Source organism: Marinomonas posidonica (assembly GCF_043643765.1).
Classification (GTDB): domain Bacteria; phylum Pseudomonadota; class Gammaproteobacteria; order Pseudomonadales; family Marinomonadaceae; genus Marinomonas; species Marinomonas posidonica_A.
Genome location: NZ_JBHZSP010000005.1, coordinates 1 through 12,888, shown reverse-complemented (window position 1 = coordinate 12,888; position 12,888 = coordinate 1). Strand labels below are relative to the sequence as shown.

The 12,888-nt window shown below is 44.3% G+C and carries 13 protein-coding genes; 4 read left to right on the top strand and 9 right to left on the bottom strand.

Translation table 11 applies throughout. From position 1 onward, the window contains the following. Nucleotides 1-48 precede the first annotated feature (48 nt). The gene (glmS, locus tag ACHUFM_RS06890) at nt 49-1,875 is read right to left on the bottom strand and encodes a glutamine--fructose-6-phosphate transaminase (isomerizing) (protein ID WP_394180840.1); all 1,827 of its coding nucleotides are present in this window, start codon (nt 1,873-1,875) and stop codon (nt 49-51) included. A 113-nt stretch (nt 1,876-1,988) separates the two neighbouring features. Continuing rightward, nucleotides 1,989-3,350: a bifunctional UDP-N-acetylglucosamine diphosphorylase/glucosamine-1-phosphate N-acetyltransferase GlmU gene (gene glmU, locus ACHUFM_RS06885; protein WP_394180838.1), complete on the bottom strand. Its 1,362-nt coding sequence runs from the start codon at nt 3,348-3,350 to the stop codon at nt 1,989-1,991. Between the two features lie 275 nt (nt 3,351-3,625). Between glmU and ACHUFM_RS06880 the strand changes: the two genes are divergently transcribed. After that, on the top strand, nt 3,626-4,183 hold the full coding sequence (locus ACHUFM_RS06880; RefSeq protein WP_394180836.1) for an MSMEG_1061 family FMN-dependent PPOX-type flavoprotein: 558 nt from the start codon (nt 3,626-3,628) through the stop codon (nt 4,181-4,183). Nucleotides 4,184-4,197: 14 nt separating this feature from the next. On the opposite strand, the gene ACHUFM_RS06875 is transcribed toward ACHUFM_RS06880, so the two are convergent. Then, on the bottom strand, nt 4,198-5,115 hold the full coding sequence (locus tag ACHUFM_RS06875) for a LysR family transcriptional regulator (protein WP_394180834.1): 918 nt from the start codon (nt 5,113-5,115) through the stop codon (nt 4,198-4,200). 163 nt (nt 5,116-5,278) lie between these two features. Here ACHUFM_RS06875 and ACHUFM_RS06870 point away from each other — a divergent pair, with 163 nt between their 5' ends. Continuing rightward, the gene (locus ACHUFM_RS06870) at nt 5,279-5,872 is read left to right on the top strand and encodes an FMN-dependent NADH-azoreductase (protein ID WP_394180832.1); all 594 of its coding nucleotides are present in this window, start codon (nt 5,279-5,281) and stop codon (nt 5,870-5,872) included. 67 nt (nt 5,873-5,939) lie between these two features. On the opposite strand, the gene ACHUFM_RS06865 is transcribed toward ACHUFM_RS06870, so the two are convergent. Beyond that, nucleotides 5,940-8,102, bottom strand: coding sequence for a Tex family protein (locus tag ACHUFM_RS06865; RefSeq protein WP_394180830.1), 2,163 nt, complete (start codon nt 8,100-8,102; stop codon nt 5,940-5,942). A gap of 290 nt (nt 8,103-8,392) precedes the next feature. Between ACHUFM_RS06865 and ACHUFM_RS06860 the strand changes: the two genes are divergently transcribed. Next, nucleotides 8,393-8,791, top strand: coding sequence for an H-NS histone family protein (locus tag ACHUFM_RS06860; protein ID WP_394180828.1), 399 nt, complete (start codon nt 8,393-8,395; stop codon nt 8,789-8,791). Between the two features lie 109 nt (nt 8,792-8,900). On the opposite strand, the gene trmB is transcribed toward ACHUFM_RS06860, so the two are convergent. From trmB to ACHUFM_RS06835, 5 genes are all read right to left on the bottom strand, one after another. Further along, nucleotides 8,901-9,638 (bottom strand): tRNA (guanosine(46)-N7)-methyltransferase TrmB, encoded by a 738-nt coding sequence (gene trmB / locus ACHUFM_RS06855; RefSeq protein WP_394180826.1) that lies wholly within the window; start codon nt 9,636-9,638, stop codon nt 8,901-8,903. 143 nt (nt 9,639-9,781) lie between these two features. Beyond that, nucleotides 9,782-10,168: a DUF423 domain-containing protein gene (locus ACHUFM_RS06850; RefSeq protein ID WP_394180824.1), complete on the bottom strand. Its 387-nt coding sequence runs from the start codon at nt 10,166-10,168 to the stop codon at nt 9,782-9,784. A 3-nt stretch (nt 10,169-10,171) separates the two neighbouring features. Continuing rightward, nucleotides 10,172-11,155, bottom strand: a complete 984-nt coding sequence (locus tag ACHUFM_RS06845) for a WD40 repeat domain-containing protein (protein ID WP_394180822.1) — start codon at nt 11,153-11,155, stop codon at nt 10,172-10,174. After that, nucleotides 11,127-11,597, bottom strand: a complete 471-nt coding sequence (rsd, locus tag ACHUFM_RS06840; RefSeq protein ID WP_394180820.1) for a sigma D regulator — start codon at nt 11,595-11,597, stop codon at nt 11,127-11,129. The genes ACHUFM_RS06845 and rsd overlap by 29 nt, the downstream gene beginning before the upstream one ends. Before the next feature lie 101 nt (nt 11,598-11,698). Next, nucleotides 11,699-12,208 (bottom strand): disulfide bond formation protein B, encoded by a 510-nt coding sequence (locus ACHUFM_RS06835; protein ID WP_394180818.1) that lies wholly within the window; start codon nt 12,206-12,208, stop codon nt 11,699-11,701. A 142-nt stretch (nt 12,209-12,350) separates the two neighbouring features. Here ACHUFM_RS06835 and ACHUFM_RS06830 point away from each other — a divergent pair, with 142 nt between their 5' ends. Next, entirely contained in the window at nt 12,351-12,767 is a 417-nt protein-coding gene (locus tag ACHUFM_RS06830; protein ID WP_394180816.1) for a flagellar basal body-associated FliL family protein, read from the top strand. Nucleotides 12,768-12,888 lie beyond the last annotated feature (121 nt).

The window sequence follows — 12,888 nt, the reverse complement described above, 5'->3', positions numbered from 1 at the left end:
ACTCTCTGTACGAGTTTGCCCGGTTAATTCATTAACCGGGCTTTTTTATTACTCAACCGTCACGGATTTGGCGAGATTTCGCGGCTGATCTACATCCGTACCTTTCACTACCGCAACGTGGTATGACAATAGCTGTAAAGGAATGGTGTGGACAATAGGCTCTAGAATGGCTTCCACTTTTGGCACTTCAGAGAAAGTGACATTCTCTTCATTATGAAGGTCTGTATCTCGGTCCGCGAAAACGAAAAGCTCACCACCACGTGCTGCCACTTCTTGCAGGTTGGATTTGATTTTATCCAACATGTCATTATGCGGCACTAAGGTAATGATTGGCATGTCTTCATCAACCAGCGCCAATGGCCCATGCTTTAACTCTCCTGCTGGATACGCTTCCGCATGGATGTAAGAAATCTCTTTTAATTTCAACGAGCCTTCTAAGGCAATCGGGAACATAGCGCCACGCCCTAAGAATAACGCATTGTGCTTATTGGCGAATTTATCGGCAATTTGCTTGATGTGCGCATCTTGCTGCAAAGCATCGTTTACATGAGCTGGCAAAGAACGCATGGCCTGTACCAAAGCTTTTTCATTTTCGGCACTCAATCCGTTTTCCACCGCAATCGCCACACTGGTGATCAGCAAAGCGGTCAGCTGAGTGGTAAAGGCTTTGGTGGAAGCCACACCGATTTCCGTACCGGCATTGGTTAACAAGGTCAAAGCCGATTCACGCACCAACGTACTGGATGGCACGTTACAAATGGCAAGAGTCGTCAAGTAATCCAGTTCTTTCGCCATGCGCAATGCGGCCAATGTGTCGGCTGTTTCACCAGACTGAGACAAGGTCAAAAACAAGGTGTTTTTTGGCACAGCAACTTTGCGGTAACGATATTCACTGGCTACTTCCACACTGCAAGGTAAGCCAGCCAAGTCTTCAATCCAATATTTTGCCACCATACCTGCGTGATAACTGGTACCACAGGCGACAATGTGAATGTTTTCGACTTTTTTGAGGAAACCTGACTCAGCGCCAAAGCAACTAGTCAGCACTTTGGTATCACTGATACGGCCTTCCAGGCAAGCACTGATCACTTTTGGTTGCTCGTAGATTTCCTTCATCATGTAGTGACGGAACTCACCTTTATCCGTGGCATCAACATTGTGGTTAAAAACGCTTACAGGGCGCTCTTGAACGTCACCTTTGGCGTCATAAATGATCACTGCATCACGCGACACTTCCGCCACATCTCCTTCTTCCAAGAAGATAAATTGATCTGTTACGTGCAGCAAGGCCAATTGATCAGAGGCAACAAAGTTCTCTTCAATACCAACCCCCACCACAAGCGGACTACCTTTACGCGCGGCAATAAAACGTTCATTGTCGTCTTTTTGTACGACACCGATCGCAAAAGCCCCCTCTAAACGAGATAAGCTCACCTGCACGGCTTTCAACAAATCAGGCTGAGTTTTCAACGCATCGTGAATCAGATGGACAATGACTTCGGTATCTGTTTCCGATTTAAATTCATAACCCTTTTCTTTTAGCTCACGACGTAATGGCGCATGGTTTTCGATAATGCCATTGTGAACTAGAGCGAGATCGTCGCCCGAAAAGTGTGGATGGGCGTTGGCTTCTGTTGGTTTACCGTGTGTCGCCCAACGGGTATGAGCAATCCCCATTTTGCCATCCAAAGGTTGCTCGGCAAATTTGTCTCGCAATGCCTGAACCTTACCAACAGCGCGATGAGAGTACACGCCCTCTTCGTTATTAATCGCCACACCTGACGAGTCATAACCACGGTATTCCAGACGGCTTAATCCTTCGATTAAGATTTTAGAGACATTACGACGTGCAATCGCACCCACTATTCCGCACATATTGAATCCTTTTACGATAGACCGGCACATGCGCCAATCTATTAATACTGTTTGTTTCAAGCTTTATGTCATATGTTGCATCACATACGACGACATATAGGTATTTTTAACGGTTACTTTTTTACCGGTCTTGGCCAATTATCTTTATTGGCTTGTCGAGAACGAGCAAACGCCAGTTGTTTTTCGCCTACCGCTTTCGTAATGGTGGAGCCAGCCGCAATGGTCGCGCCCTCTGCCACCTGAACCGGGGCCACTAAAGCGGAGTTCGAACCAATAAACACGTTATCGGCGACTTGCGTCAGATGTTTATTCACACCATCGTAGTTACAGGTAATGGTACCCGCGCCAACATTTACGTTAGCCCCCATTTCCGTGTCACCTATGTAGCTCAAATGATTGACCTTACTGCCTTCACCAATGTTCGCTTTTTTGGTTTCAACAAAGTTGCCTATTTTCGCTTTATTTGCCAAACGAGTACCGGGGCGCAACCGCGCAAATGGGCCGATATCACACGCTTCTCCAACTTGGCTATCATCGATCATGGAATGGCTTTTAATCACGGTGCCATGACCAATAACACAGTCTTTTAGGTGACAGTTCGGACCAATTTCTACCCCATCACCCAACACAACCTTACCTTCAAACACACAGTTCACGTCGATGATCACATCTTCACCTGTGGTGAGCTCACCACGAACATCAATGCGAGCTGGGTCTAATAACGTCGCGCCATTTTTCATCAACAGAATGGCTTGCTGTTGCTGCCATTCGCGCTCCAAAGCAGCCAACTGAACTCGATCATTCACGCCTGCCACTTCCGCTTCATTTTCCGGTTGCACGGTAACTATCTCAACGCCGTCTTTCGCCGCCATAGCAATAATGTCAGTGAGGTAAAACTCCCCCTGAGCATTATCATTGGTCAGCGCGGCCAACCAAGTTTGTAACGGCCGGTTAGGCGCCAACAAAATGCCAGTATTCACCTCATTAATGAGCAACTCTTCGGCTGTCGCATCTTTTTGTTCGACAATGGCACACACCTTTCCTTCGGCATTACGCACAATGCGTCCATAGCCCGTTGGGTTATCGAGGGAAATGGTTAATAGAACTAAGGTATTTGGCGTGGATAAGGCCGCCATTTTCTCTAGTGTGCTGGCTCGAATTAACGGCACGTCACCATAAAGTGTCAAGGTTGCTCCCTCTGCCTGTAGAGAAGAAGCCACTCGGCGTAACGCGTCACCAGTACCTTGGGGGTTATTTTGCCAGACCACATTGGCCGCAAAATCCTGACAATGCTCTGCTACTTGTTCACCTTGATGACCAACAACTAGGTGCAGTTTTGCTTCTGTCATGGCAGCGGCTGTCGCCAGCACTCTCCTTACCATGGCGATGCCACCAACCTTGTGTAACACCTTGGAAAAAGAGGATTTCATTCGGCTGCCTTTGCCTGCAGCAAGAATTACGATGTCCTGACTCATGACGCTTCCTTGTATGATATCTGATGATGAATATTGGAATGTTCTCTATTTGACCTATTAGATCGTTTTCCCCAAAACACAACAAGTCAAATTGTCAAAAATAAAATGACAATTTTATATTTTTTCGCTAACACTCTGATTTATGTCTTCTATTCGAGCACTCTAAATAAATAATTGTCAGCGTTTTTCACCGACAAAGAAGAACATACTTTTATAGGTGAGATTGATTTACAATACGGCACCCAGTTTCCAGTCAAATTGTTCATCCGAGGGAAATGATGACACAAATAGTTAGCCATGAAGCTCTAAATACACTCTACGATGCTCCTCATCCACTTGCTGAAAGCAAAGAGATCAAACACTTAGAAGAGCATGCCATTCGTTTTATTGAGCACTGTCCTTATGTCGTCATCGCCACGACAGACCAAGCCGGATTTAATGATGTCTCACCCCGTGGCGGAGCACCAGGTTTTGTCAAAGTATTAGACTCAAATACACTGGCGTTCGCAGACATGCCTGGCAACAACCGTTTGGACAGTTTGAGAAACTTGATCGATAACCCCAAAATAGGGTTACTCTTTATGATCCCGGGGATAGGTGAAATTGTTCGTGTACAGGGTTCTGCCACCCTTCATACAGACGAAGCCTTATTAGATAGATTTTGTGAAGGCCGAAAACGCCCTAAACTGGTGGTAAAAATTGCCGTCGAGACCACTCTCTTTCACTGTCCCAAAGCCATTGCGTTCGCGAAACTATGGTCAGACGACCATAAAGTAGATCGAACATTCCTACCGTCTTTGCTAAACATCATACAAGATCAGGTTGCGTCTTAACTCGAACTAAGTCGTTAAGTTGGCAAGGGGGTTACTCTGCTTGGACAAGCATTGCATTCCTCTTGTAGCAATTCCACTAGTAACCTTGTCGCAGGCCCAGTGCGTTCACCTTTGCCGAAGATGGCATACAGGTGAAAATTGCGTTCACTGCCAGACACCAAACTCAATTTTTTCAATTTGCCATTGGCTAATTCGTCTGAAATATCTGCTTTCGGTAACCAAGCAAACCCGACTCCACTGACCACAATTTCTAAAGCCGATTGCACGCTAGAAACGGTCCAACGTCTTTCTGTTCCTAACCAGCCCACGTCTATGGAAGACTCAACAGCAGAGTCTCGAATCACTAGTTGAAGCTCTCGACTGAGTCGCTCGTTATTAATCGGTTCCTTCTCTTCCATTAAAGGATGTGAAGGTGATGCCACCGCCACCAATTCCACTTCCACAATCGGGTCCGCCAAATAGCCTTTTGGTACAATGCCGCTGAGCACTAAGTCGGGGTGCCCATTTTTTAGGGCTTCTAAACCACCACTTAAGACCACTTCCTTTAATTGCACTTGAGTCCCTTGGCTTTGGGGCTCAAAGGCTTTCAGAGCACGCAATAAAGCGGGGGTTGGAAACGTCTGATCGACCACTAACTCCAACTCTGGCTCCCAACCTTGCCCTAAAGTATGTGCCAATTCTTCTAGCTCAACAGCCTCTTTGATCAAATGACGGGAACGACGTAACAGAACTTCCCCGCGCTCGGTCAACTTGGCCTTTCGCCCTTCAATAATTAATAAAGGGTAACCTAGCTGCTCCTGCAACTTAGCCACGGTATAACTCACAGAGGACTGACTTTTATGCAACGCTTCTGCCGCTTGTGCAAAGCCACCTCTATCAACCACGGCCTGTAAAACTCGCCATTGCTCTAATGTCACTCTTGGGGATTTCACGTTTGCGCTTCTTTCTCAAACCAATTTGTTATTAAAGTATCGTATTATTCGATCAATATCTCCAAAAAATGTCACTTTTTTATCGAATAATTTGGTTATATGATGATTTTACTTTCAAATCACAGAGCCATTAAAGCTCAACTCTTGTTAAGGAGATGTTTACATGACAACTTTATTACGCATTGATTCTAGTGCCGCTGGCGCTAACTCCAAATCTCGCCAGCTAGCGGATGCTTTTGTAGATCAATGGTTAGCAAAAAACCCTGACGGCAAAGTGGTAACTCGCGATGTAGATGCGAATCCTCTGCCTCACTTTACAAGTGAAACCTTAGGGGCACTGTTCACACCTGAAGAAAATCGTACAACCGAGCAAAAAGCCATCGTTGCCATTGGTGATGAATTGATTGACGAATTGGAAGCCGCTGATTTGATTACCATTTCCGCGCCAATGTACAACTTCAGCATCCCGTCGACATTGAAATCTTACTTTGATTACATTGCCCGTGCAGGTCGTACTTTCCAATACACTGAAACTGGCCCAGAAGGTTTGGTTAAGAAAGATGCTTACGTCTTTACGGCGAGTGGCAGCTTCCTTGCAGACACACCAATGGATCACCAAGCACCCTACATCAACACATTCCTTGGCTTCCTTGGTCTAAACGTGAAAGAGACGTTTATTGCCGGTGGACAAGCCTTAGGTGAACCAGGCGAACAAGCGTTTAATCAAGCAAAACAACAGATTGCTGCTGCGGTTTAATAAGCGCATCTGACTTCCCTTTTAAACGCCAGTTAATAAATTAACTGGCGTTTTTTTACTTAAGTCCTTACGACAATCCTTGCGCCTTTAAGGCAATACGTTTGCGGTTCACGTCCACCTCTAACACCATGACTTTCACCACCTGACCGACTCGCACTAAATCCCGTGGGTCTTTTACAAATCGATCCGCCAGCTGTGAAATGTGAATTAATCCGTCTTGATGCACCCCCAAATCCACGAAGGCCCCAAAGGCTGCCACATTGGTTACCACACCCTCTAGCATCATACCTTCCTGCAGATCGTCTAATGACTGTATCGTTTGATCAAAAGCCGCATAGGTAAACTCAGGACGTGGGTCTCGTCCAGGTTTGGCAAGTTCACTCAAAATGTCTGAATAAGTAAAATTACCTGCACTTTGAAAGCTAGGTGCTAACGTTTTCAACTGTTGAAGTGCCGCTGCGTTATTTAATAATTCACGGCTATGCAGTGTTAGCTTTTTTGCCATGCTCCGCACTAAATCATAGGATTCCGGATGAACACCTGAAGCATCCAAAGGCTCTTTACCATTCAAGATGCGCAAAAAGCCGGCACATTGCTCAAAACACTTTTCACCTATGCCTTTGACTTTTTTTAACTCTGAACGTGATTCGATACGACCTTTAGACTCTCGATAAGCCACAATGTTGTGCGCAATTCGCTCCGTTAATCCAGACACATAAGACAAGAGTGACGCGGACGCGAGATTGATATCGACCCCCACTCTGTTCACACAATCCTCGACCACATTGGCAAGAGACGTCGACAAGGCGCTGACTTTAATATCATGTTGATACTGCCCTACGCCTATGGCTTGAGGATCAATTTTCACCAGCTCAGCCAAGGGATCTTGGAAACGACGCGCGATGGATATAGCCCCACGAATGGTCACATCCAAATCAGGAAACTCGGCACTCGCTATGGGTGAAGCCGAATACACGGAAGCACCGGCTTCACTGACCACAACCACCTGACACGACAAGGCTTCCGTCGCGATAAGATCCTTCAGTAGTGCTTCTGTTTCTCGTGAAGCCGTTCCATTTCCGATTGCCGCCCAACGTACTTGATGTTGTTTAATCAATTGACAGAGCTTGTGCTGTGCCGCTTGCACCTGTTTTTGAGGCGCATGAGGATATATCACCCCATGATCCAAAACATTTCCCTGTTCATCGATCACGGCCAATTTCACCCCATTACGAAACCCAGGATCGACACCAATTACACGATGTGCCCCAGCAGGGGCCGCCATTAATAAGTCTTCTAAATTGTTCGCAAACACTTGAATGGCACCTTCTTCTGCTTTTTCTTTTAGTTGTGCCAGCACATCGGTCTCTAATTTAGTCTGTAATTTTTTTCGCCAAGCAAGGTCAATATAAGACTTTTGAGCCGTCGATAAAGACGCAGAGTGTTGATGGTTATCAAATAATCTTGTTAGATGTGGTAAATAAAGACATTCAGGGCAACCTTCATGTCCTTTAAACACAACACCTAATTTTAATATATTCTCTTTCTTACCTCTAAAAAGCGCTAATAGACGGTGAGAAACCACTTTTGAAACCGCTTCTTCATACTCGAAGTAATCGCGAAACTTTTCTCCTTCTGTATTTTTTCCTCGTAATACTCGACTGGTTATCACACCTTGCTTCATCATGGTTTGTCGAGCCATTTTTAATAAATCACTGTCCGTCGAAATTTTTTCGACTAAAATATCTTGAGCTCCTTGCAAAGCCAATTTGGGATCTACATTTATCGTGTTTTGCCGACACCAAATCGCCACTTTGGCGGCATCAGAAAGACATCGCCCCTGCCATATTGCCTCAGCGAGGGGGAATAACCCCTTTGCTATGGCATCGTCCATTTTACTTTTTCTGGACTTTTTATAAGGCGTATAAATGTCTTCCAATTCTGTTTTCGATATCGCGTTTCGAATTTTTTGTTTAATTTCTTCAGGTACATTTATATCTTTTGATAAGGCTGAAAGAATGCTCTCTCGGCGTTTATTTAATTCAACAAGATACTGCCACCTTTCATAAAAGGCCCGAAGTTGAATATCAGTCATACCGCCCGTATTTTCTTTACGATAACGAGAAATGAAAGGCACACTGGCACCTTCTTCAAACAAATCAATAATATTGCTGGAATATTGTTTTGATAATGAAAACTCGTCACTTAAAATTTGAGAAATGCCTTTCATTTATTAACCTATTTTCTTACACATTGATAACAATTAGCAGATAAAATTGTATTAGCATATTAATTATATTTTGATTAGAATCGACAACGAAATTAGACTTTTCGATTACATTGAATATAATTCATGAATTCTATTTTTAAATTTTTAAAGCATTAAAACAATGCCTTTAAAAGCCATTTAATAATCGTTGTCATTTGAACACATATATAACTGGGTTTAAAAGATGGATCTATTTTTCAGTACAGGGCCATACGCAACCAGTTTTCACCGTTAAATAGGGGAAACCACCAATGAGTTTATTAATTGAGTTAGCTGGCAATAAAGCAAAAGCACGCGCTGCCGCCAAAGAACTGAACGTTGCGCAACTTGAAAATCTAATTGCGGGACTCAACAACGCATTAGAAAAAGCGAAAGAAGAAGAAGCCTCTAAAGCTGCTGAACAAGCCGAAAAATCTGCTCGTGCTGAAGAAATTGCTAACTTAATCGCAAAAAGTGGTCTAACAATGGAAGAGATCTCTCTTCTTACCACACCAAAAGCTGGTGCGACAAAAGGTAAAACCGTCGAGCCTAAATATCGCCTAACGGTTGATGGCAAAGTGCATGAATGGACTGGCCGTGGCCGTACACCAAAAGTTTTCCAAGAATACTTTGATGCAGGCAATAGCCGTGAGAGCGTGGAAATCAAGTAACCCAGCGCCCATAGCACAACAATAAAAAAGCGACCTTTGGTCGCTTTTTTATTGTCTAAACAAGAATCACCTTTTTCTTTCCAACTTAGGTAAGCTCGTTTATCTATGATCACTTCTTAATATAAATCAAATCCCAAACACCGTGCCCTAGTTTCTCACCACGGTTTTCAAACTTAGTAAGAGGACGCCATTCAGGTCGTGGGTAATATTTTGCTTTACCTGCCGCATTGTCATACAGGCTTTGTTCTTCCATCACTTCCATCATATGCTCTGCATAAGGCTGCCAATCGGTTGCCATGTGGAATTGCCCGCCTGTTTTTAGAACATTTGCGACTTGCTGTGCAAATAACGGCTGAACAATGCGTCGTTTGTTATGCTTCTTTTTATGCCATGGATCAGGGAAAAACAACTGAAAGCAACTGGCTTCTTTTTCTGGCAAACACTTTGCCATCACTTCAATAGCATCATCACAATAGACTTTTAAATTAGTAATCCCTTGCTCTTTTGCTAGCATCATTAACTTAGCAACACCTGGTGGGTGCACCTCAATGCCGATAAAATCTTTTTCAGGCGCATTTTTGGCCATTTCAGCTAAGGAAGCACCCATTCCAAAACCCACTTCCAAGACCACCTCAGACTCACGACCAAATATCGTTTTATAATCAATACGACCATCTTCTAAGTTCAGGCCATATACTTGCCAATTGGCATCGTAATTCTTTTGCTGACCTTCTGTCATGCGTCCACCACGAACCACAAAGCTTCGTATGGTGCGCTTTTTGATTGCGTCTTGAGAGTCAGACTCTGGCAATTCAGAGTCTTGAATTTCGGTTTGTTGATCTTTCATGCTGCTCTATCGTTTCAAGTTGCTCTAGTCGAGAGATCTAATGTGACCAAAGAGGCCAAACATCAGTATAAAATTGGGGCGCTATGCTAACGTAAAAACGCGCCTCTGTCCCGCTTTCCATCACTCTATCCTGTTGAAGCGCGTTAAAGGGGTTTGGCTTGCCACAATCGCCAAACAAGCCAAGCCCACGCGATTAAATAACAGGTTCCACCCAAGGGCGTTAGCATGCCTAACCAAGTTAATTTGGTCAGCGCCATCACATACAGGCTGCCAGAAAATAGCAGATTACCAACAAAAAGCAGGACAAGAATTCGACGGACATCACCAACATAATGATAAAACAAGCAAACCAATAAACCGGCCAAAGCATGATACATCAAATATTGGCTACCAGTTTGCCACCAAGCCAATGTCTTAAGATCCAATATACTGGTTAAAGCATGAGCGCCAAATGCGCCAGCCACCACCGAAATGAAGGCCTGAAGTGCAAATAAAGACGCCCACTTAGCGGGAAAAGAAGTCTTTGTCATAGGTTATTCCAACACATTCAAGTAACCGTTGCTGCCTATGGCATAAAAACGATTACTCAAGCCAAATGACAATGCAATGACACTGGCACCAGAAGGACGTTTTTTCCCCTTATGCACTTGCCACTCTTTCAACATTTGCCCAGTACTAACTTGCAACAAGGTTACTTTACCGTTTACTTCGCCAGTGAGTAATTGTCGGTTGTCATCAGAGAAAATGGCTTTGCTGATCGTGACATTACGATATTTCAGTTTACCCGTATCAATTGAAGTTAATTCGCGACCATTCACCAAAGACCACACTTTGGCATTACCTAACTGAGCTGAGGCAAAAGCATATTTGCCATCCGCTGAAATCGACACCGTTGAAATGCGATTATTCAGTGCCCATTCAAATTTTTTCTGTCCTGTCTGCAGATCCCAAACCATTACCTTAGATAAATCGTCACCAGTAATGCCCCAACGACCATCGCCAGTCACATCTACCGCCCTCACCTTGGCACCAGTTCTTAACGTCTGGCGAATACCACCGCGCTTAACATCGAAATAGCGTGCGGTCTGATCATCTAAGCCGAGCAAAGCATAGTCACCGTTCTGGGTCAGCTTAACCGACAGGATATCCCCAGGCGTCGTCCAGTAGCCATCAGGTTGACCATTTACTGTACGCCATAGAACCAATGAACGGGCTTCCGCGGTTACCGCAAATTCACCACTGGGCGCAATGTCGACACTGTTAAAAGAAGAGAATTCGCCTTGGGCATGATTCCAACTAAAGCGACGTTCATTAACAGATGTCTTCCAGTAACTGCCACCATGCTGAATTGAACCAACCAAAGCATAAGCACCGTCATGACTTAAATCCGCAGAATACAGTCCCTGCGTTGCGTATTGAGCCGTTCGGACAGGCGATTCCGCAGAACAAGACAACAGAGCCATACTCATCATGACCCAAACACTGTTCTTAAGCGCTTTTTTCACTGTGCGCTTCATGTAGTTCCCTAATTAATTTATCTTCGTACTGAAAACGTTCTGCCAATACCACGGTTAACGCTTGTAAAGAAAAGGGTAAGGCTTCCAATTGGGTATTGCAGTGCTCTTTGGTGTCGTATTTATCATTAAATTCAATCACCACTTCTGTGGTGTTGTCGATTTCAGGCAAGAGTTCACCCAGCAATACAATGGCACCATCATCATGGAACTCTTTGGCTTCAATGGCCAACTGCTCATAAACCGTAAAATGACCAGTGGAGACATAATCCACCAACATTTCACAAAGGTTCAGAATCTTAGGTGTATCAGTTGGTGTAAATTCCCCACGCTCTCGAAGGAAAAGCAAAGATTCAATCATTTGTCGGCGTTGTTCTAACCAACGGTCAATGATTTCATGTACACCGCCCCACCGCTCTTGAGCTGTTTTACAACCTTCTAACATATGCAGACTCCAACCTAATTCGTTATTTTTACGTCTTATGCCAAGCATATTCCTATCAAATCCGCCCTGCAAGGCAATCACCTGCAGGGATTTGTAACCTTTTATGGCAAGGATGTAGCTTTATTTTCTGTCAATGCAATCATCCCATTAATAATGGCCATCCCCACAAAGGCGACTAAGGTCCAGCCGGGAATACTCAAGCCCATAAATGTCCACACCACATCACCACATTCTCCAGTGCCCATTATCATGGCTTGCATGATTTCCTGCCATGGGAACACCTCAAACATGTAACTCAAACCCGGCAAACAGGCAGGCAATTGATCTTCGGGCAAATGCTGTAAATATAAATGGCGAATGGCCAAAGCCGCTCCCAAGATCGAGAACACCACGACCAACCAAGCACATACTCGACGAATTTTGACACTATCTAATAAAGCGGAGATCAGAGAGATCACGCCAACACCAAAAAACATGATGCGTTGCAACATACACAAAGGGCATGGCTCTAATCCCATTTCATATTCCATATAAAATGCCACGCCTAGCAGAGCAAAAGCGATGAAAGCAATGAGTCCATGAAAGCGGCGAGCCGTAATAAAACTTGTCATATAGGGATCCCTAAAACATCCAACAAAACAAAAACCAAGCCATTGTGACAGCAAGAATAACGGAAAGTGCAAAATTCCTACTGACAGCAAGCTAAAATGCCAGTTAGTATACTCACTATTGTAATGAATACGAGAAACGAACATGTCATTGATGATGCCTTTATATCGACGAACCATCACATTGCTTTTAATGTGTTTAAGCAGTGTACTTGTTTCCAGCGCTTATGCGGATGATGCACCAACCCCTGCTTATATTGAGCTTAAACCCATTTTTATTGTGAACCATCTTAGCGAAGGTTCACAGCTAAAATACATTAAAACCAGCATCAGCATTCGTACCGATGAAACCCGTGTGGATTTGATTGAACATAATATGCCATTAGTCCGTGATGCCATCGTGATGTTTTTAAGCGCACGTACAACAGATCAGGTTTCCGGTGCCATTGCGCGTGAACAGACACGAGAAGATGCGGCGGCGGCAGTCAATGATGCTCTCAAGACAGAAACTGGCATCACACCGGTGAAAGACATCTTGTTTGCCAGTTTCGTTACACAGTAGCCCTTTCAAATACAACCTTTTCAAACGCATAAAAAAGCGCGACCAAATGAACTGACCCCCAATAGTTGGACATTCCAATTACTGGGGGTCTTTTTATGTCCAAATATCACAGAGAATTTAA

Coding starts and splice junctions, on each gene's coding strand:
- ACHUFM_RS06865 (WP_394180830.1), bottom strand. CDS start 8,102: ATGAAAGGCATTTCTCAAATTTTAAGTGACGAGTTTTCATTATCAAAA.
- ACHUFM_RS06860 (WP_394180828.1), top strand. CDS start 8,393: ATGAGTTTATTAATTGAGTTAGCTGGCAATAAAGCAAAAGCACGCGCT.
- glmS (WP_394180840.1), bottom strand. CDS start 1,875: ATGTGCGGAATAGTGGGTGCGATTGCACGTCGTAATGTCTCTAAAATC.
- trmB (WP_394180826.1), bottom strand. CDS start 9,638: ATGAAAGATCAACAAACCGAAATTCAAGACTCTGAATTGCCAGAGTCT.
- ACHUFM_RS06880 (WP_394180836.1), top strand. CDS start 3,626: ATGATGACACAAATAGTTAGCCATGAAGCTCTAAATACACTCTACGAT.
- glmU (WP_394180838.1), bottom strand. CDS start 3,350: ATGAGTCAGGACATCGTAATTCTTGCTGCAGGCAAAGGCAGCCGAATG.
- ACHUFM_RS06830 (WP_394180816.1), top strand. CDS start 12,351: ATGTCATTGATGATGCCTTTATATCGACGAACCATCACATTGCTTTTA.
- rsd (WP_394180820.1), bottom strand. CDS start 11,597: ATGTTAGAAGGTTGTAAAACAGCTCAAGAGCGGTGGGGCGGTGTACAT.
- ACHUFM_RS06850 (WP_394180824.1), bottom strand. CDS start 10,168: ATGACAAAGACTTCTTTTCCCGCTAAGTGGGCGTCTTTATTTGCACTT.
- ACHUFM_RS06835 (WP_394180818.1), bottom strand. CDS start 12,208: ATGACAAGTTTTATTACGGCTCGCCGCTTTCATGGACTCATTGCTTTC.
- ACHUFM_RS06870 (WP_394180832.1), top strand. CDS start 5,279: ATGACAACTTTATTACGCATTGATTCTAGTGCCGCTGGCGCTAACTCC.
- ACHUFM_RS06845 (WP_394180822.1), bottom strand. CDS start 11,155: ATGAAGCGCACAGTGAAAAAAGCGCTTAAGAACAGTGTTTGGGTCATG.